Below are 18,971 nucleotides of genomic sequence, written 5' to 3' on the forward strand. Positions count from 1 at the left end.
CATGGCTATGCGGCCAGAGCAGCGTGGAAGGGCTTGGGCGACGCTCCGGGAGAGGGGCTCGGAGTGGGCGTCGGCGCGGGCTCCTCCGCCGGAGGCTGATATCCGGTCGTCCCACCGTTCTCGCCGCTGAACATCCGATGTAGGGCGCTCGCGAGACCCGTTCCCTTGATGGCGGCCGTGATCTGCTTGCCGCCCAGGGGGACGAGCTTCTCCGGAAGTCCGGAGATACCTAGTTTCTGGCCCAGCTTGAGCCCCCCGGCCAAAGTCTTGTTCGTCAGGCCCACGCTCAGGCCGTTGAGGAAGTTGTGACCGATCCCGTCCACGGCAGCGATGCCCCTGAAAGACCCCCAGGTCCCGAGCTTCCCGAGCGCCCTGAGCTTCGCCACTCCCTTGAGCCCGACCAGCGCTCGGAAGCCCTTGAGCGACCCCAGGCCGGGAAGAATACCGAGCGCGTCGGTGCCCAGTTTCAGCCAATCGACCTTCCCGCCCCGTACGGACATGTCGTACGCGTGGCCGGCCAGCGCCGCCGCGCTGGAGAGGACCGCGAGCGTGGCGAAGATGGGCACCAGGAACTGCAGCGGCGGGACAAACGCGCAGATGACCGCCAGCACTGAGAGGATCGCCGAGAGATTCGAGAACGTATCCGCCCAGTCGGCAAGCCAGTTCATGAATCCGCCGGGATCCCGGACGGCATCGTGGTGGACGATGTTCTTGATGTGCCGGGCCGCCCGGTCCCCGGCATCATCGAAGATATCCCGGGCGCCCTTCACGTCCTTGCGAGCCTGACCGATCCTGTGCAACGCCTCGTTCTGCTTCTTCTTCCAGCGCTCATATTCGGGCCTGTCTGCTTCCGGGATCTCGGTGACGAGGTACTTGTCCGTGTACTTCTTCACCTCGCGCTCGGCGAAGTCATGATCGTCCTTGGCCTCGCGGTAGTCCGCCAGCGCCTTGTCGGCCTTCTGCTGGGCCCGGTGCAGTTCCCCGGCGAACTCCTTGGACTCGCCGTCGGCCACCTTCTCGCCCAGCGCGTTGGCCGCCTCGTCGTACCTCTCGAACGCCTTCTTCAGCCGGTCACCGGCGCCGTCAGCCACCTCGTTGAAGGCACGCCCGGCGTCGCTGTCCCAGCCCTCCACCGACGACAGCGCTTTGATGACCTTGGCCTGTTCGTCAATCATCTCGGCCATCTTGCGCAATTTACGTCCGAGTTCGGCAACTTCGTGCGGATCGCCAGGAGTCGGGTCCTCGTCCCACAGGGGCGGCCAGTCGCCGGATCGCCTGCTCACTTCCCCCCCTTTCCCTTGGCCCCTGAGATGGCCTTCGCCAGCTCGTGATCGATCTCTTCGTACTTCTCGGCCGCGACAGAGGTCGCTTCGGCCAGCTTCTTGATTTCCTTCATGAGCTTCTTGCGTGTCTTCTTCCACGTGCTGCCGAAGTCGTCGAAGGCATCCTTCAGACCCCCGTGTCCCAGTGCGTCGTTGTATCCGTCAGCCGGATTTCCATGATGCTCGAACTCACGGTGGATCTTGCCCAGCGACCGCGAACAGTCCTTGATCAAGTCCAGGTCGTAAGCGGTTCTGTCACCCATTGATGAATTCCCCCATAGTGAACATGAGACACTGCTGCAAAATTCGCCCCGCAAGCAGCGAGGAAGGTGAGACGGGTTGTCCAGGAGCACCGACCGCACCACACGCAACCGCCTCGGCGTCACCCCGGACGCCGGTGCCTGGTGCACGATCGGCAGGATTCCCGAACCTCCCGCGGACGTGCACCGAGCTGCTGGTGGAGGGCGTCTGCGCCCGGCGTTCCTGAGGCCGCTCGGCATGGTCGGTGCCGTACTTGTCGCGCCGCTGATGCCTATTGCCATGCTGTTCAGCCTCCTTGCCTCCGGCGAGGAAGCACTCAAGCGCCTTCTGTCGACGAAGGAGGAACGTGAGCGTGCCCGCGCCGAGGACGTCGACGCCGAGCGGCGCGACAAGGCCATCGTCGAGCAGCGCCTCGACCAGACCTTCGACGGCGACTGGAACAAGGCAGCCGGCCAGTTCCTGCTGCACTGGTACAGCCATTCCTCCCACCACCAACGGTTCGTTCTGCTGACGGAGGGCCGCATCGTGCTGGCGGCACCGCCCAAACGGGTGTCCGTCCGCAGGGAGGACCGCATGCGCGTCGTGGCGGAGATTCCCGTCGGCGAGGCGACCATTGAGGACCCCCTGCCCTCGTACGACAATCGAAAGCTGCGTATCCGCTTCACGGACGGCTCCTGGCTGATCCTCACCACGGAGGAGCAGCGCAGTGAGCTCCACATGTACCTGATGCGCCATGCGCGGACCGAGGGAGTCAGCGGCGCCGACGCCTGAAACGGCGGTGCGATGGGACACGAGAGGTGCCCCATCGCACTCAGGCACTGCGGTGACCGCGGGCCTTAGCCCTTGCCCTTCACACCCCGAGCCAACTGGTCATCCAAGTCCTCGTACGCCTTGGCCGCGTCCTCAAGGAACTTGGCCATGCCCTTGAGGCCCTCGAGGGTGTCCTTCATGCCCTTGGTGAACTCCTTGAAGGAGTCGTCGAAGGCCTGGGAGCCCTTGCTGGTCGTGTAGCCGTCAGCGATCAGGCCGTCGATGTAGGTGTCGAGGCCGTGGAGCTTGTCCTCCATCTTCTCCTTCTCGTGGCCCAGTCGCTTGGCAGCGTGCCGCATCTTGTCGTATGTGATATCCGCGTCTTTGCCGCCGGCCATGTGGCGTCCTCCATACTCAACTCGCCGCAGGGCCAACCCCCGTGGCTCCTGATGCGGATGATGTGATCGTCCGCATTGAGCCAGCAGCTTACTTACGACGCTTGCAGCAGCACACCCCGGTTCTGTCACGAGCGGGCCCCGGTCCCGTCCGGGGCGGACAGGGCGGACGCCGCGGACAGGGCGGACAGGGCGGACACGGCGGAGGACGGCGTCCCGGGGTCCGGGCCGGCGTGCCCCGGATCCGCCGGGAGCCTCCAAGGTCCCCTCACACCGGCCGTTGCCTGCGGGAAGGGGTAAGCGGCTATCGTCGAGGTCACTGTGGCCCGCGTTCCGGAAGCGGCCTCAGGTGCCTGGGGAGGACGAGCGTGCGCCTGACTCTGACCGTCGTCGACCCGCTCGGCGGCGCCACCGCCGACGTGGTTCTTGATGCGGATCCTGAGTCCTCGGTGGGGGACATCGCCAAGGAACTGGCGGCGCACGTCGGGTACAGCGGCGGCGCGCAGATCATTCCGATCGGGCAGCACCAGGCGGCGCAGAGCGGCGCGCCCGTCGTCTACGTCGACGGGTATCCCGTCGATCCCGCGGCCACGATCGGCACCTCGCCGCTGCGTGAGGGTGCCGTCGTTAGCCTGCATGACCCCGCCGGCTGTCTGCCCGGCGAACCGACGGGGCTCGTCGAGCTGAGGGTCGCCGGCGGTCCGGCCGCGGGTGCCGTGCACCGGCTCGGGATCGGGCGGTACGACATCGGCGGCGGGACCTCCTCGTACATACGGATCGAGGACCCCGAGCTTGCGCAAAGGGCCCTGACGTTGTCAGTTGCAACGGACGGGACCTGCCGGGTCGCCGTGCACGGGGACAAGGAAGGTGTCGCGCTCGACGGCGAAGCCATCGCGACGCGCGACGACGACGAGTGGCCCCTCGGCAGTCAGGTCGCCGTTGGCAACACCCTCCTTGAGCTCGACCGGTACTCGCCTCCCAACGCCGCGCTCAAGTGGTCGGACGACGGGGCGGGACTCGACTACAACCGGCCGCCGCGGCTGCACCCGCCGGAGCGGGAGACGAAGTTCCGGCTGCCCAGCCCCGTACGGGATTACGAAGCCCGGCCGCTGCCCTGGCTGATGGCCCTGACGCCGCTGGTCGGCGCCGTCGTCTCGGTGATGATCTTCGGGCGCTGGTACTACCTGATCATGGCGCTGATGAGCCCGCTCATCATGTTCGCCAACTTCTTCATGGACAAGAAGCAGGGGCGCAAGTCCCATGCGAAGCAGGTCAAGGAGTACAAGGAGCACAAGGAGCGGATCGAGAAGGACGCCCAGGACGCGCTGGTCGCCGAGCGGCTCGACCGGCGTCAGGCCGTACCCGACCCGGCGACCGTGCTGTCGCTGGGCACCGGGCCCCGTACGCGGCTGTGGGAGCGGCGCCGGACCGACGCCGACCATCTGCTGCTGCGGGTCGGCAGCGGGCAGTTGCCCTCCGAGGTCGTCCTCGACGACCCGGAGCGGGACGACCACAAGCGCGAGGTCACCTGGACCATCGAGGACGCTCCGGTCGCCCTTCCGTTGAGCGAGCGCGGGGTCATCGGCATCGCGGGGCCCGGCGACTCGGCGCAGGCGCTGGGGCGTTGGGCCGTCGCGCAGACCGCCGTACTGCACAGCCCGCTCGACGTCCAGTTCTACGTGCTGACCGAGAACAGCGGCCGGGAGAGCTGGGACTGGGTGCGCTGGCTGCCGCACAGCCGGCCCGCCGGCGCCCAGGACGCCAACGTCCTCATCGGCACGGACGCCGAGACCGTCGGCGCCCGCATCGGCGAGCTGACCCAACTGCTCGACGCCCGCCAGAAGTCCGCCAAGCAGAACGGCAACAAGGCCTCCTTCAGCGACCCGGACATCATCGTCGTATGGGACGGTTCGCGTCGGCTGCGCTCCATGCCGGGTGTGGTGCGGCTGCTGCGCGAGGGCCCGGCGATGTGCATGTACGCGATCTGTCTGGACGCGGAGGAGCGGTTCCTGCCCGGCGAGTGCCAGGCCATCGTCATCGCGGAACCCAAGCCCGAGGAGCACCCGACCGCGCAGCAGTTCACCCAGGCCGCCCCGGCCGCCCCCGGTGGCTTCCCCTCCTTCCACGCCTGGCATGCCGCGGAGGCCGACGACGCGCACTCCGGCGTACAGAAAGCGCTCGAACTGCGGCTGCGGGTCCAGCAGACGGGCATCGCGCGGGTACGGAACGTACGGCCGGACTTCGTGTCCGCGGCCTGGTGCGCCCGGCTCTCACGCGCCCTGTCCCCCCTCCGCGACATCAGCGGCGAGACCGAGGACTCGGCGCTGCCCGGGTCGAGCCGACTGCTGGACGTGCTGCAGCTGGAGCCGCCGAGCAGCGACGCGATCACCGCGCGCTGGCGGATGGGCGGGCAGTCGACGATGGCGGTCATCGGTGAGTCGTACGACGGGCCGTTCGGCATCGACATGCGCCGTGACGGGCCGCACGGTCTGATCGCCGGTACGACGGGTTCCGGTAAGTCGGAGCTGCTGCAGACCATCGTGGCGTCGCTGGCCGTGGCCAACACGCCGGAGAACATGACCTTCGTCCTCGTCGACTACAAGGGCGGCTCGGCGTTCAAGGACTGTGTGAAGCTCCCGCACACCGTCGGCATGGTCACCGACCTCGACGCGCATCTCGTGGAGCGGGCTCTCGAATCGCTGGGCGCCGAGCTCAAGCGACGCGAGCACATCCTCGCCGCCGCCGACGCCAAGGACATCGAGGACTACCAGGACCTCGTACGCCGTGATCCCTCGCACGCTCCCGTACCCCGACTCCTCATCGTCATCGACGAGTTCGCCTCGATGGTGCGCGACCTGCCCGACTTCGTGAGCGGTCTGGTCAACATCGCCCAGCGAGGCCGTTCCCTCGGCATCCACCTGCTGCTGGCCACCCAGCGCCCGAGCGGCGTCGTGTCCCCGGAGATCCGCGCCAACACCAACCTCCGTATCGCCCTGCGCGTCACCGACGGCGGCGAGTCCACCGACGTCATCGACTCCCCCGAGGCCGGGCACATCTCCAAGAGCACGCCGGGCCGGGCGTACGTCCGTCTCGGGCACGCCTCGCTGGTGCCGTTCCAGTCGGGCCGCGTCGGTGGCCGCCGCCCTGGTGCCGCCGATCCGGCGGCGCTCGCCCCCTGGGCGGGGCCGCTCGGGTGGGAGGACCTCGGGCGGGCCGCGCTGGAGAAGCCGAAGGCCGAGGCGCGCGAGCAGGAGGAGATCACCGACCTGAAGGTGCTGGTGGACGCCGTACGCGAGGCCAACCAGGTCCTCGGCATCCCCGCCCAGCACAGCCCCTGGCTGCCCGCGCTCTCCGAAACGCTGCTGCTCGACGAGATCCAGCTGCCCGCCTTCGCGGGCGGCCCGGGCAAGCTGCCGCCCGCGCCGTACGGGGTCGAGGACCTGCCCGCCGACCAGGCGCGCCGCCCGGTCGTCGTGGACTTCGCCTCCTTCGGGCACCTCCTCATCGGCGGTGCGCCACGCAGTGGCCGCTCGCAGGTCCTGCGGACCCTCGCGGGCTCGCTGGCCCGTACGCACTCCGCGGCGGACGTGCACCTCTACGGCATCGACTGCGGCAACGGCGCCCTGAACGCGCTGACCCGGCTGCCGCACTGCGGCGCGGTCGTCAGCCGCAACCAGACCGAGCGCGTCGTCCGCCTCATCGCCCGCCTCAAGGGTGAACTCACCCGCCGCCAGGACCTGTTGGCCGACAAGGGCTTCGCCGACATCGGCGAGCAGCGGGCCGCCGTACCGGAGGACGAGCGGCTGCCGCACATCGTCGTACTGCTCGACCGGTGGGAGGGCTGGCTGCCGACCCTCGGCGAGTACGACCACGGTGATCTGACCGACCAGCTGACCGCCATGATGCGGGAGGGCGCGAGTGCCGGCCTGCACATGGTGATGACCGGTGACCGCCAGATCCTCTCCTCCCGCATCGGCTCGCTCACCGAGGACAAGTACGCGCTGCGGCTCGCCGACCGTTCGGACTTCTCCCTCATCGGCATCAACGCCCGCAAGGTCCCCGAGGAGATCCCGCCGGGCCGCGGCTATCGCAACGAACACGGCACCGAGACCCAGTTCGCCCTGCTGACCGAGGATGCCACGGGTCAGGGCCAGGCGGCGGCGATCGGGGCGATCGGCGAGGCCGCGACGGCCCGCGACGCGCAACTGCCGCGTAGCCGACGCCCGTTCCGCGTCGACGTGCTGCCCACCCGGATCGGCTTCACCGACGCCTGGGAGATGCGCGACGTGGAGGCGTCGCGCTCCAAGCTGTGGAGCCTGGTCGGCATCGGCGGCGACGACATCATGGGCTTCGGGCCCGACCTCGCGCAGGGTGTGCCGACGTTCGTCGTCGCGGGACCGGCCAAGTCCGGCCGCAGTACGACGCTGATGAACATGGCCCGCTCCTATCTGGCACAGGGCGTACGTCTCGTCATCGCCGCGCCCCGACCGTCACCGCTCCGCGAACTGGACGGCCAAGAAGGCGTGTTGAAGGTCTTCGACGAGGACGACATCGAGAGCGACGACCTCAGGGAGGCCATCGACTCGGCCACGCCCGAGGAGCCGATCGTGGTCCTGGTGGACGACGGCGAGGTCCTTGAGGACTGCGACGCCGAGACCGTCTTCAAGCGGATCGTGCAGCGCGGCGGCGAGCGCGGGCTCGGCCTCGTCATCGCCGGCGACGAGGAAGACGTGTGCAGCGGCTTCTCCGGCTGGCAGGTCGAGATGAAGAAGGGCCGCCGCGGCATCCTGCTCTCCCCGCAGGACTCCTCGGCGGGCGAGCTGATCGGCATCCGTACGACACGGAGCATGGTCGGTGGGCCGGTCGCACCCGGCAAGGGGCTGTTGCACCTCGGCGACGGGGAACCGCTGACCGTCACGACACCGATGTAGACCGAGGTAGACCGCCGTAGTACGCGGAGGACCCGTGCGGCCCCGGCAACTCCGTGGCCGGGGCCGCACGGCCGTGTTCAGACCGCGGGCAGCGCGTAGATCTCGTATCCGTGCGTCACCAGCAGGCGGTTGCCGGAGATGGCGACCAGCCAGGGTTCGCCCGGCGTCTTGCTGTCGTTGTACACCCAGCGCGTTTCGCCGGTCTTCGCCTCCATGGCGAAGATGCCGCCGCTGTCCATGTAGGACGCGCCGTACAGCGTCTTTCCGGCGCGCAGGAACGTCGTGGGCGCGTCACCGTCCCCGGGGTCCTCGTTGAGCCAGATCCTCTTGCCCGTCCTCACATGGACGGCCCACACACCGCGGTCGTAGTCGTGGGCGTAGAGAACATCGTCGATGACCGTCGGATTGTCGAAGCCGCGGCGGCCGTTGGGCGACAGGGTCCAGGCGGTCCTGCCGGTCTCCACGTCGACCGCCGTGAGCTGCTCGCCCGGCAGGAACACGAGTCCGGCGGCCACGGTGGGCGTCCAGCTCCAGTCGTCGCCGATCTTCTTGGTCCACAGCTGGTTGCCGGTGGCGGTGTCGCGCACGGTGAGGTTGTACTTGGAGTCGGCGTACACCAGGTGCTTTCCCGAGACCGACGCCTCGACGTCCCAGTTCTCGGTACCCCAGTCGCGCATCCGGACCCACACCGTCTTGCGGGTGGTGTGGCTGATCGCGGCGACACCCTTGCGGTAATTGGTGGCGCTCTTCGCGTCGTTCAGGTCCGTCACCGAGACATAGACGTGCTGGTCGTCGATGGCCGAGGAAGCGGCGACGGGAGGGGGCGGGGGCCGCCGCCGTGCCGAGCTGGAAGGTGCCGGGGATCGGGGTGCCGTATGCGGGCGCGGGCGTGCAGCCTGCCGGCATCGAAGGCGGCGGTCCGAAGACCGGGGCAGGAGCAGGAGCCGGACCCAGAGCAGGACCCGGACCAGGAGCAGGACCCGGACCAGGAGCAGGACCAGGAGCCGGGGTCGGGGCCGGATCGGCCGGTGCGTCCAGGTCCAGAATGCTCGCCGCGTGCGTCGCGATCGTCGAAGCCACCGCCGAGGGGAGCCAGTTCGTCAGTACGGTCCCGACGCCGCCCGGCGCCAGCGCCGCCACGATCTCCGCCGGGGCGGGCCGCTGGGCCGGGTCCTTCAGCAGACAGGCCCGGATCAGGCCGAGCAGGGACTGCGGTACGCCGCTGACGTCGGGTTCGCCGTGGACGATCTGGTAGAGCATGGCCGCGTGGGAGGCCGCGTCGTCGCCGAACGCGTTGCGCCCGGTCGCCGCGAACGCCAGGACGGCGCCGAGGGAGAAGACGTCTCCCGGCGTTGCGACATCACGGCCCAGGGCTTGCTCCGGGGGCATGTAGCCGGGCGAGCCGACCACAACTCCCGTCTGCGTCATACGGTTTCCGTCCACCGCCCGCGCGATGCCGAAGTCGATGACCCGGGGACCGTCCGCCGCCAGCAGGACGTTCGACGGCTTGAGGTCACGGTGGATGAGGCCTGCCGCGTGGATCTCCTGGAGGGCGGCGGCGAGTCCCGCACCCAGTGCGCGGACCGTGTGTTCGGGGAGGGCTCCATGGGCGTCCACCACGTCGGTGAGGTCGGGGCCGAGCACGTACGACGTCGCCAGCCAGGGCAGCGCCGCCGTCGGGTCGGCGTCGACCACCGGGGCGGTGTAGCGGCCCGAGACCGCCCGCGCCGTCTCGACCTCGTACTCGAAGCGACGGCGGAAGTCGGCGTCCGCCGCGAGGTCCGGGCGGACGACCTTCACCGCGACCGTGCGTCCGCCGGGCGAACGGGCCAGGTACACGCGGCCCATGCCGCCCGCACCCAGTCTTCGCAGCAACCGGTAGCTGCCCAACTCCCTTGGATCGTCCGGCTGCAGTGTCTGCACGGTCGGGCCCTCCCCCTTGTCCGCGTTCCGTCCGGCTTTCCGGTGCGCGCGGTCGGCGTGATGGTGTTCGCTATCGCAGACACAGTAGTGACGGCCGGGACCGACGAGGAGGGCAGGTCAGGTGAGTGGTTCGACGAAGCGGAGGCGGAGGCGACAGCGGGCGGCGGGGCCCTCTCTCGGGTACGACCACGCGCCCGGCCGGAAGGCCGCGGCACCCGAACGGCGCTGGAAGCGTGCGCGGGCCTTGGGCTTCGCCTGCCTGGTCCTCCTGATCGGCGTGGGTGTCGTGAGCGCGCTCGTTGTGGGGCCGCTCGCGTGGGCCGGTGACCTCTGGCACGAGGTCGCACCGGGCTGGCCGGGCGGTGGTTACGGCTTCGCCGTCTCGGCCGGGCTGCTTTTCCCGGCCTCGCTGCTCCTCTTCGGGGCGCCGCTGACGCGGGTGAAGTGGAAGACGGACAAGGTTCGTTCGCTGCCGTGGGCCGGGCTGTCCCTACCCGGCGCGGCACTGGCCGTCATCATCTCGGCCGTCGCCATGCAGACCTGGCATCCCAAGCGCAGTCACCGGTACGGCCTTTGCTCGTCGGTGGGCGAGTACTGCTGGATCAGCGGTCGCTACCCGTACGTCTCCCTCGTGGGCCTGGCCGCGACCGTCGTCGGCACGGCGCTGCTGATCACGGCCTACGGCTTGTACGACAAGCGGCGCCGAGCAGCTGAACCGGCGGCTACTCGACCTTCGACATCCGAGCCACCGGATCCCCCGCGTCCGAGTTGTCCGTCTCGTACGTGAGGTCGGCGCCGGCGGGAGTCAGCCGGACCTCGTGCTCGCCCTTCGTGCAGACGTCGCGGTTGGACTTCTTGGCCACGCTCGTGGCGACGAGGCGGGTCTTGGTGACCTGCTTCAGGATGAGTACGTCGTCGCAGATGCCGCCGATCTGGTCGGTCTGGCGGAAGGTGCCCAACTCCTTGCCCACGGCGGCCTGGTGGACGGTGACGCGGAAGGTGCCCATCGGGAGGGCGCCGTTGAGGGCCAGGCCGTCACCCTCCCAGGTGCCGATGTAGGAAGCGGGGACCGCGGACGGCTGCCCGGCGCCGGGGCTGCTCGCCGTGGCCGAGGGATGGGCGCCGCCCGCCGAACTGCCCTCGTCCTGCGACCCGCTGTCGCCGCCCGGCATGAGGTCGAACAGGAACGCCGAGCCCACCGTCACCGCCGCCAGCGCACCCGCGACGGCCAGCGCGACGGTGCAACTCATCCTGCGGCCACGGCCGTTCGTCCCGGGGGCGGAGGTCGCCGCCATACTGACGGAGACCTTGGCGGGCTGACCGGCCGACGCGGGCACGGCGTCCCGCGGCCCGCTCCCCGCCTCTCGCTGCTCCGGCACGTACGTGGGAGCGGGCGGCATGGTGGGCGGCGGCCCGAACCCCGCCGGTGGCGGTCCGAACGCCCCTCCGGCCACCGGAACCACACCTCCGGAACCAGTCCCCACCGACGGACTGCTGAACCCCACCGGCCCCGAGGGCGCCCCCTCCGTCGCCTCCAGGTTCAGCAGCTGTACGGCGCTGCGGCTCACCTGCTCCACCAGGGCTCCCGGCAGCCACCCCGCCGTCACCAGGCGGGCCGCTCCCTGCGGGGCGAGGCGAGCGGCCACCTCGTCCGGAGCCGGCCGCGCACCCGGGTCCTTCGCCAGGCACGCCGCCACCAGTGCGCGCAACTCCCCTTTCAGGGCGCCCAATCGGGGCTCCTCGTGCACGACCTTGTAGAGGAGGGAGGCGGAGGAGTCACCGGGGAAGGGCGGCTCGCCCGTGGCGGCGTACACGAGGACCGCGCCCAGCGAGAAGATGTCCGCCGCCCCCGTGGCTCCCTTGCCGAGGATCTGCTCGGGCGACATGTAGCCGGGGGAGCCGACGGAGACGCCGGTGGAGGTCAGGGACGCCGTGCCGTCCGTGGCGCGGGCGATACCGAAGTCGATGAGGAGGGGGCCGTCGAGGGTGAGCAGGACGTTCGACGGCTTCACGTCGCGGTGGACCAGGCCGAGCGCGTGGACCGCCGAGAGCGCCTCGGCCAGGCCCGCGCCGAGGACGCGTACCGAATGCCCGGGGAGTGGACCGCCGCCGTCCGCGACGGCGGCGGTGAGCGAGGGACCGGCCGCGTACGCCGTGGCGACCCAGGGGACCGACGCGTCCGGGTCCGCGTCCAGGACCGGAGCCGTCCACGCGCCGCCCACCCGCCGCGCGGCGTCGACCTCGCGACGGAAGCGGGCGCGGAACTCCTCGTCCAGCGCGAAGTGCGGGTGCACGATCTTGACGGCGACCGTGCGGCCGCCCGCGCTGCGCCCCAGGTACACCCGCCCCATACCGCCGGAGCCCAGCCGGCCGAGCAGCCGGTAGGGCCCCACGGCGGTGGGTTCGTCGACTCCGAGCGGCTGCATCGCGCCCACAGCTCATCCCTCCCCCGTACGCACCGAACGCACTGCCCAGCAGCGTAGTGCGGTACGCGTCCCGAGCCTCAGGACTCCAGCAGTCGTACGTCCACGTCCGTCGGGAACCCGGTGGTCGCGCCGACCCTGCGGGCGAACTCCCGTACGGCCTCCAGCTGTGGGCCGCCGAAGCGGAAGTCGAGCGTGGTGAAGTACCGCTCGAGGACCTGCTCGTCGAAGGCCTCCCAACGGGCCGCCTGCTCGGCGACCTTGCCGACCTCGTCGAGGGAGAGGTCCCGGGAGGCGAGGAAGGCCTCGTGGGCCTTGCGGGTGACGACCGGCTCGCGCTCCAGGTAGTCGCGCCGGGCGGCCCACACCGCGAAGACGAACGGCAGGCCCGTCCACTCCTTCCACAGGGAGCCGAGGTCGTGCACCTCCAGACCGAACTTCGGACCGTCGAGGAGGTTGGCGCGCAGGGCCGCGTCTCCGATGAGGACGGCGGCGTCGGCCTCCTGCATCATCAGGCTGAGATCGGGCGGGCAGGTGTAGTACGACGGCTGGACGCCGATCCTCTCGGCCAGCAGCAGCTGGGCGAGGCGTACGGAGGTGCGCGAGGTCGAGCCGAGCGCGACCCGGGCGCCGTCCAGCTGATCCAGTGGGACCTGCGAGACGATCACGCAGGACATCACCGGGCCGTCGCAGCCGACCGCGATGTCCGGGAAGGCGACCAGCTCATCGGCGTGCTTGAGGAACTCGACTAGCGTGATGGGCCCGATGTCGAGGTCTCCCCGCACCAGCTTCTCGCTGAGCTTCTCCGGGGTGTCCTTGGTGAGCTCGAAGTCGAGGAGCGTGCCCGTTCTCGCGAGCCCCCAGTACAGGGGCAGGCAGTTCAGGAACTGGATGTGGCCGACGCGCGGCCGGTTGCGAGAATTGTCCACATCGCGAGGCTAGCCCCCATGAGGTACGGTGCAGGCTCCAGGGTGCCGGAGTGCCTTTGCAAACCGTCCTGACCGCTTGTGTCAACCCTTGTGACACCCATGTGAAGCCGCCGCGTCAACCCCTACCCGGCCGGGCTCAAACATCCGGGTGACGTGATCTTTCCCTCTATTGCTTTCGGCTGCCTGCGTGCTAGGCTCGCCGCAAGTTGCAGTTTGGTTTCCCTTGCAGTACAGAGCCTGCGGAGCATGTAACCGCGGGCTCTCGTCGTTTTCAGACGTATGCAGTTGTTTTTACAATCGCAGGTTCTGGAGCAGGGCAACCCTTTGGGCCCAAGGAGGGCTTATGGCTACCGGAACCGTGAAGTGGTTCAACGCCGAAAAGGGCTTTGGTTTCATCGCCCAGGAAGGCGGCGGCCCGGACGTCTTCGTCCACTACTCCGCGATCAACGCGAGCGGATTCCGCTCTCTCGAAGAGAACCAGGCGGTTTCCTTCGACGTCACGCAGGGTCCGAAGGGCCCGCAGGCGGAGAACGTCACCCCGGTCTAAGTCTGCGGGCTTCATGAGCCCAATGCTTTGACCCGGAACGGATCGCAGTACCCAAGGAGCCCCGCGCCAGCCGGTCGTGGGGCTCCTGCCTTTGCGCTCACAGATGCCGCATCACCACCACGAACGTCGCCCCTGGCGCCAGCGCCTCGTACGTACGTGTGCGGCACATCCCCGCGATACGCCACGCAGTCGCCGGGCCCCCAGCTCGACGCTCTCGCCCCACGGGCCCGCGGCCGGCCGCCCGGTGCTGACGATCAGATGCTCCACCGTTCCCGGAATGTGCGGGTCCGATTCCCGGGCCGAACCGGGTGCCACCCGCAGGTGGTAGGGGTCGGGCCGTCGGGCGGACTGGCCGACAGCAGCGTGGCGGCCTAGGCGGCCTGCTCGGGCCGCATTCAGGCTCGCCATCGCGGACGTCATCGGCCGTGGATGCGTTGCCCGCCTGGTCGGCGCCCCTCGTCACCGACGAGACGGTCGCCTTCGCCCTCGCCCAGCCCGACCCCGCCCGGCGCGGGGCCGCCTTCTGGGTCTCCGGGCTCGGCCTCTACGCCGCCGGGAGCGCCTGGGCGACACCCGGAGGTACGGGCTCGACGCAGCGTTCGCCGCGGTGCTGGTGCTGGTGGTGCTGGTGCTGTCCGCGCTGCGGGAGGGCGCGGGCGTACGGCGCGCCGCGCTCGCCGGAGCGGCGGTGGCCCTTGCCGCGAAGCCCCTCGTCCCCGAGCGGTACCCGGTTGGCCTACTTCGCGTACAGGCTCTCGATCTCCTTGCTGAAGTCCCGTTCGATGGCCGTCCTCCTGAGTTTCATGGAGGGGGTGAGGTGGCCGGCCTGTTCGGTGAAGTCCACCGGGAGGACGGCGAAGCGGCGGATGGACTCGGGGCGGGAGACGAGTTTGTTGGCCTCGTCGAGGGCGCGCTGCAGGACGGACAGCAACTCGGCGTCGTCCACGAGAAGTTCGGCGGGGACCGCGTGTTTGCCGTTCATCTGGCGCCAGTGGGTGATGCCCTCGGGATCGAGGGTGATGAGGGCGGAGACGTACGGCCGGCGGTCGCCGACGACGATGCACTGGGAGATGAGGGGGTGGGAGCGGAGCCAGTCCTCCAGGGGCGCCGGGGCGACGTTCTTGCCGCCCGCGGTGATCAGGATCTCCTTCTTGCGGCCGGTGATGGTCAGATAGCCCCCGTCGTCCAGCTCGCCGATGTCGCCGCTCGCGAACCAGCCGTCCGGCGCGGCGTCGACGACACCGCCCGCGCGCGGATCCCAGTACCCGCGGAAGATCTGCCCGCCGCTCAGCAGGATCTCCCCGTCGGCCGCGATCCGCACCCGGGTGCCCGGCAGGGGCCAGCCCACCGTTCCCAGCCGGGGTTTCAGCGGCGGCGTGACGGTCGCGGCCGCGGTGGACTCCGTCAGCCCGTATCCCTCGAAGATCTCGATGCCGGCGCCCGCGTAGAAGGCGGCGAGACGGCGGCCGAGCGGGGAGCCGCCGCAGATGGCGTAACGGACCCTGCCGCCCAGGGCGTTGCGGATACGGCGGTAGACGAGGGGGTCGTAGAGGGCGCGGGCCGCCCGGAGTCTGCGGCTCGGGCCCGGCCCCGTGCCGTGCTGCCGGGCCTCGACCGCCTCCCCGAAGCGGCGCGCTATGCCCGCCGCCCGGTCGAAGGAGGAGCCGCGGCCCATCCGTTCGGCCGTCGCGCGGCCGGTGTTGAAGACCTTCTCCAGGACATACGGGATGGCCAGCAGGAAGGTCGGTTTGAAGGAGGCCAGGTCCGCGAGGAGGTCATCGGTCTGGAGGCTCGGCGCGTGGCCCAGCTTCACCCGGGCGCGCAGACAGGCGACGGCGACCATCCGGCCGAAGACGTGCGAGAGGGGCAGGAAGAGAAGCGTGGAGGCCGGGTCCTTGGTACGGGACTTGAAGATCGGGTAGAGCAGCTCCACGGCGTTGTCGACCTCGGCGAAGAAGTTGCCGTGGGTGAGGACACAGCCCTTCGGGCGGCCTGTCGTGCCCGAGGTGTAGATGAGGGTGGCGAGCGTGTCGGGACCCAACACCCCGCGCCGTACGGCGACTTCCTGGTCCGGGACGCTCTGGCCGAGTTCCGCGAGGCGCTCGAGATGGCCCTTCTCGAAGACCCACACGTGGTGCAGGTCGGGGATCCGGTCGCGCTCCGGGCCGAGCGCGGCGGCCTGTTCCACGGACTCCACAGCGAGCGCGACGGCGCCCGAGTCCTGGAGGATCCAGCGGGTCTGGAAGACGGAGGAGGTGGGGTACACCGGCACGGTGACCAGTCCCGCGGCCCAGGCGGCGAAGTCGAGGAGCGTCCACTCGTACGTCGTCCGCGCCATGATGGCGATGCGGTCGCCCGGGGCCAGGCCCTCCGCGATCAGCCCCTTCGCCACCGCCTGCACCTGCGCGGCGAACTCGGCCGCGCTCACGTCCGTCCAGCCGCCGTCGGGCGCCGCCGTCTTGCGGCTGAGCACCGCCTCGTGCGGGGCCGCGCTCGCGTTGTCGAACGGGATGTCCGCGAGGGAACCGTGTGTCACTTGCGCGACCAGCGGGGGTACGGCGACCTCGCGCACGACTCCGTCCAGCCGCCTGATCTCGGGCTCCGCGAGGGCGGGTTCGGGGGCGAGGGAGTACGGGCTGGACACGGGGCGGCTCCTTGTCGGCCGGGGCGAGCGCGAGCGCGCGAATCCTCATACGGCCCTGGAGGGTGGGGGGTTCACGGAGGCGCGTGGGCAACCAGGTGAGACCGGGATCGTACGGCGCGTGCGTGTGGGGTTTGTGGGGCTTTGGGGCGGGCGCGGTGCGGGTTACCCGGGGTATGGGAAGTTTCTTTCGCCCCCCCGCCCCTACCCGTCCCGTATCTGGAGGCTCCGCCCCCAGACCCCGTATCGCGCTCCGCGCTCGTCCTCAAACGCCGGACGGGCTGGATCTACTTACCGCGGGTAACCTTACTCTGGAGTAATGCGTACCCACACCCTCGCCGCGCCTCCCGCTCTCAGCCCCCTCCTCGCCCGGGGCGCGCTTCTGTCTCCTCTCAAGCGGGGTCGCCCGGACGTCCCCGTCCCCGCGACCCGGCTCGTCCTCCCGGGCGTGCGTGTCGATCTCGCGCGGCTCGCCGCCTACGAGCGGGCGTGCGGGTTCGCTACGGGGGCCGACGCGTTGCCGATCACGTATCCGCATGTGCTCGGGTTTCCGCTGGCCATGCGGATCATGGCCGGGCGTACGTTTCCGCTGCCGCTGCTGGGGCTGGTGCACACCTCGGTCGAGGTCACGCAGTGGAGAGAGCCGGCCGCCACCGCGGAGTACGAACTCTGCGTGTACGTCGATGGGTTCGCCCCGCACCGGCGGGGCACCGAGGCCACCGTCGTGACCGAGGCGCGGGCCGACGACGAGGTCGTATGGGAGTCGAGGAGTACGTATCTCGCGCGGCACAAGCACAGCGACCGGCGGGAACGGCAGGAGCGGCAGGAGCGGCAGGAGCGGCAGGAGCGAGAATCCCAGACCGAAGACCCCGGCTCCCGGCGCACACCGCTCCCCGGCCTCGCCGAATGGCGGCTGGGTGGAGACGTCGGGCGGCGGTACGGGGCCGCCTCCGGGGACCGTAATCCCATTCACCTGTACCCCCTCACCGCCCGGCTCTTCGGCTTCCCGCGTGCCATCGCGCACGGCATGTGGACCGTCGCACGCTGCCTCGCCGAGTACGGTCCCCGGGGCGCGGTGACCGTGCGCGCCGAGTTCAAGGCGCCGGTTCTGCTGCCGGGGACGGTCACGTACGCCGCCGAGGGGCCCGCCTTTGAACTCCGCGGTGGGGACCGCGTCCACCTCACGGGCGAAGTCCGGCCTCTGCGCGCGGACAGGTGACCAGAGGAAGTGAACAACGGGGGAACACTTCATGGCGCAGGCCTCGCGGCGACAGGGCCGTGATCATCAACCCGCAGGTCCGGCAGGTGGATCGAGAAAGCTCTCACAGCCCACGCCCAGTCCCCCAAGCTCCTTTCAAGCCACCCCTCATCCCACCCTCAGACATCCTCCCTAGCCTCGGCTCACTCCCCGGACCCCCGCCTGGAAGGGCTTCTGAGCCATGCCGCCCAGACGTATCGCCGTAATCGCCGACTCGGACACCCGCTGGAAGTGGGGTGCGTCGGTCGCACGGCAGATCGCTCCCGAGCACGCGCTCGACGCCGTCTTCCTGCGGACCCGGGCCACCCCGACGGAGCGCCAGCTCGCGGAGATCGGCATCGAGCCCGACACCCGGCGCGAGGTCACGGCGGCCGAGCTGGTCGACGACGAGGCGCTCGGCGAGGCCGATGCGGTCGTCATGGCCACGGTCGGCGGTACGACGCTGGCGCTCACCCACAGCCTGGGGATCGCGTGGCAGGGGCGCGAGCGGCGGCCGGTCACCGTCACGGGGTACGTCGGAGTCGTCTACGAGAAGATGGTCGACGGGCTTCTCACCCGGGCCGGCACCGATGTCGTGCTCGCCAACAGCGCGTACGACGCGGAGCGCTTCCGCAGCGCCTTCGCGAGCGTGGGGGTCGATCCGGAGACGGTGGTGGAGTGCGCGCTGCCGTTCCTCGGCGGTGAGCCGTACGCGCCCTGTGCCGACCGGCCCTTCACGCTCACCTTCGCCGTCCAGCCGTCCGTGCCCAAGGGCCGGGAGGCCCGGCTCCAGCTACTGGAACGCGCCGCCGCGCACGCCCGGCGGTATCCCGACCGTCTCGTGCTGATCAAGCTGCGGAGTCTGCCGGGCGAGCACACGACGCACGTCGAGGCGAACCCGTATCAAGTGCTCGTCGAGGAGCTGGCCGAGCCCGCGCCCGGCAACCTTCAGCTCGTCTACGGCAACATGGCCGAAGTCCTCGACCGTACCGACCTGTTGGTGACCGTGAGTTCCACGGCCGCGCTCGAGTCGATGCACCGGGGGATCCCGACCGCGATCCTCACCGACTTCGGGGTCCGGGAGGCGCACGGCAATCACTACTTCGTGCACTCCGGGTGTCTGGCCTCCTGGGACGATCTGGACGCGGGGGCGTTGCCGCGGCCCGATCCGGTGTGGGCGGGGCGGCAGGGCATCGGCAAGAGTGATCCGTACGGGGCGGCGCGGGCGCGGCTTGCCGTGCTGCGGGGTGGGGTGTTGCCTCCGCTGCGGCCGTACTACTCGCCGCGGCGGGCCGGGGCGTATCTCGGGGGGATCCTGGAGCGGAACGGGTTCGACGAGGAGGGGCGGCCCCTGGTCGTTTCCCTGGGCGGGGGCGCGGGGTCCGTCCGGGCGGTGGTCCGGCGGGTCGCGCGCAGTGGCGCCAAGTCCCTCTACCGCGTGGGCCGCGAGCGCGTCGCCCCCACCCTCCGCCGCTGGGGGGCGGCCTGAGGACACCGATGTCTCTCGCCCCCTCCGCCCTTGGGGGCTCCGCCCCCAAACCCCCGCTCCTCAAACGCCGGAGGGGCTGAAAGTCTTTAGCCCGTCCGGCGTTTGTGGTCGAGCGCGAAGCGC

General features: G+C 70.3%; 14 protein-coding genes and 3 pseudogenes. 8 read left to right on the top strand and 9 right to left on the bottom strand.

What is annotated here, in order from left to right; genetic code table 11:
- Window positions 1–5: 5 nt before the first annotated feature.
- Window positions 6–1,283: a putative T7SS-secreted protein gene (locus AB0D27_RS14155; protein WP_362506996.1), complete on the bottom strand. Its 1,278-nt coding sequence runs from the start codon at window positions 1,281–1,283 to the stop codon at window positions 6–8.
- Window positions 1,280–1,585 carry a hypothetical protein gene (locus tag AB0D27_RS14160; protein ID WP_362506999.1) on the bottom strand — a complete coding sequence of 102 codons (306 nt, stop codon included), beginning with the start codon at window positions 1,583–1,585 and terminating at the stop codon, window positions 1,280–1,282. The genes AB0D27_RS14155 and AB0D27_RS14160 overlap by 4 nt, the downstream gene beginning before the upstream one ends.
- 76 nt (window positions 1,586–1,661) lie before the next feature.
- Between AB0D27_RS14160 and AB0D27_RS14165 the strand changes: the two genes are divergently transcribed.
- Window positions 1,662–2,354 (top strand): hypothetical protein, encoded by a 693-nt coding sequence (locus AB0D27_RS14165; RefSeq protein ID WP_362507001.1) that lies wholly within the window; start codon window positions 1,662–1,664, stop codon window positions 2,352–2,354.
- 65 nt (window positions 2,355–2,419) lie between these two features.
- Here AB0D27_RS14165 and AB0D27_RS14170 read toward each other — a convergent pair whose 3' ends face one another.
- The gene (locus AB0D27_RS14170; RefSeq protein ID WP_362507004.1) at window positions 2,420–2,731 is read right to left on the bottom strand and encodes a WXG100 family type VII secretion target; all 312 of its coding nucleotides are present in this window, start codon (window positions 2,729–2,731) and stop codon (window positions 2,420–2,422) included.
- A 365-nt stretch (window positions 2,732–3,096) separates the two neighbouring features.
- On the opposite strand from AB0D27_RS14170, the gene AB0D27_RS14175 reads away from it, so the two are divergent.
- Complete coding sequence (locus tag AB0D27_RS14175) at window positions 3,097–7,659, top strand: FtsK/SpoIIIE domain-containing protein (RefSeq protein WP_362507007.1); 4,563 nt, start codon at window positions 3,097–3,099, stop codon at window positions 7,657–7,659.
- A gap of 77 nt (window positions 7,660–7,736) precedes the next feature.
- Here AB0D27_RS14175 and AB0D27_RS14180 read toward each other — a convergent pair whose 3' ends face one another.
- Complete coding sequence (locus AB0D27_RS14180; protein WP_362507010.1) at window positions 7,737–8,429, bottom strand: PQQ-binding-like beta-propeller repeat protein; 693 nt, start codon at window positions 8,427–8,429, stop codon at window positions 7,737–7,739.
- Window positions 8,430–8,704: 275 nt separating this feature from the next.
- Here AB0D27_RS14180 and AB0D27_RS14185 point away from each other — a divergent pair, with 275 nt between their 5' ends.
- Window positions 8,705–8,914: a hypothetical protein gene (locus AB0D27_RS14185; protein WP_362507013.1), complete on the top strand. Its 210-nt coding sequence runs from the start codon at window positions 8,705–8,707 to the stop codon at window positions 8,912–8,914.
- On the opposite strand, the pseudogene AB0D27_RS14190 reads toward AB0D27_RS14185, so the two are convergent.
- Window positions 8,851–9,507 (bottom strand): annotated as a pseudogene (locus AB0D27_RS14190) (serine/threonine-protein kinase); the annotation flags it as partial. The gene AB0D27_RS14185 and the pseudogene AB0D27_RS14190 sit on opposite strands and share 64 nt — an antisense overlap.
- 196 nt (window positions 9,508–9,703) lie before the next feature.
- Between AB0D27_RS14190 and AB0D27_RS14195 the strand changes: the two are divergent.
- Window positions 9,704–10,369, top strand: coding sequence for a hypothetical protein (locus AB0D27_RS14195; RefSeq protein ID WP_362507016.1), 666 nt, complete (start codon window positions 9,704–9,706; stop codon window positions 10,367–10,369).
- On the opposite strand, the gene AB0D27_RS14200 is transcribed toward AB0D27_RS14195, so the two are convergent.
- Together AB0D27_RS14200 and AB0D27_RS14205 are read right to left on the bottom strand one after the other, a co-directional pair.
- Entirely contained in the window at window positions 10,305–12,008 is a 1,704-nt protein-coding gene (locus AB0D27_RS14200; protein WP_362507049.1) for a serine/threonine-protein kinase, read from the bottom strand. The two genes, AB0D27_RS14195 and AB0D27_RS14200, sit on opposite strands and share 65 nt — an antisense overlap.
- A gap of 77 nt (window positions 12,009–12,085) precedes the next feature.
- On the bottom strand, window positions 12,086–12,934 hold the full coding sequence (locus AB0D27_RS14205; RefSeq protein WP_362507019.1) for a menaquinone biosynthesis protein: 849 nt from the start codon (window positions 12,932–12,934) through the stop codon (window positions 12,086–12,088).
- 343 nt (window positions 12,935–13,277) lie between these two features.
- On the opposite strand from AB0D27_RS14205, the gene AB0D27_RS14210 reads away from it, so the two are divergent.
- Window positions 13,278–13,481, top strand: coding sequence for a cold-shock protein (locus AB0D27_RS14210; RefSeq protein WP_003998944.1), 204 nt, complete (start codon window positions 13,278–13,280; stop codon window positions 13,479–13,481).
- A gap of 97 nt (window positions 13,482–13,578) precedes the next feature.
- Here AB0D27_RS14210 and AB0D27_RS14215 read toward each other — a convergent pair.
- A pseudogene (locus AB0D27_RS14215) lies at window positions 13,579–13,867 on the bottom strand (DNA-binding protein); the annotation flags it as partial.
- A gap of 2 nt (window positions 13,868–13,869) precedes the next feature.
- Here AB0D27_RS14215 and AB0D27_RS14220 point away from each other — a divergent pair.
- Window positions 13,870–14,199, top strand: a pseudogene (locus AB0D27_RS14220) (branched-chain amino acid ABC transporter permease); the annotation flags it as partial.
- 18 nt (window positions 14,200–14,217) lie between these two features.
- Here AB0D27_RS14220 and AB0D27_RS14225 read toward each other — a convergent pair.
- The gene (locus AB0D27_RS14225) at window positions 14,218–16,125 is read right to left on the bottom strand and encodes an AMP-dependent synthetase/ligase (protein WP_362507022.1); all 1,908 of its coding nucleotides are present in this window, start codon (window positions 16,123–16,125) and stop codon (window positions 14,218–14,220) included.
- A 316-nt stretch (window positions 16,126–16,441) separates the two neighbouring features.
- On the opposite strand from AB0D27_RS14225, the gene AB0D27_RS14230 reads away from it, so the two are divergent.
- A complete protein-coding gene (locus AB0D27_RS14230; protein ID WP_362507025.1) occupies window positions 16,442–17,341 on the top strand; it encodes a MaoC/PaaZ C-terminal domain-containing protein in 900 nt (299 codons plus the stop codon).
- Window positions 17,342–17,561: 220 nt separating this feature from the next.
- The gene (locus AB0D27_RS14235) at window positions 17,562–18,848 is read left to right on the top strand and encodes a DUF6716 putative glycosyltransferase (protein WP_362507028.1); all 1,287 of its coding nucleotides are present in this window, start codon (window positions 17,562–17,564) and stop codon (window positions 18,846–18,848) included.
- Window positions 18,849–18,971: the final 123 nt, after the last annotated feature.

It is taken from the genome of Streptomyces sp. NPDC048415 (assembly GCF_040651675.1).
GTDB lineage: Bacteria > Actinomycetota > Actinomycetes > Streptomycetales > Streptomycetaceae > Streptomyces.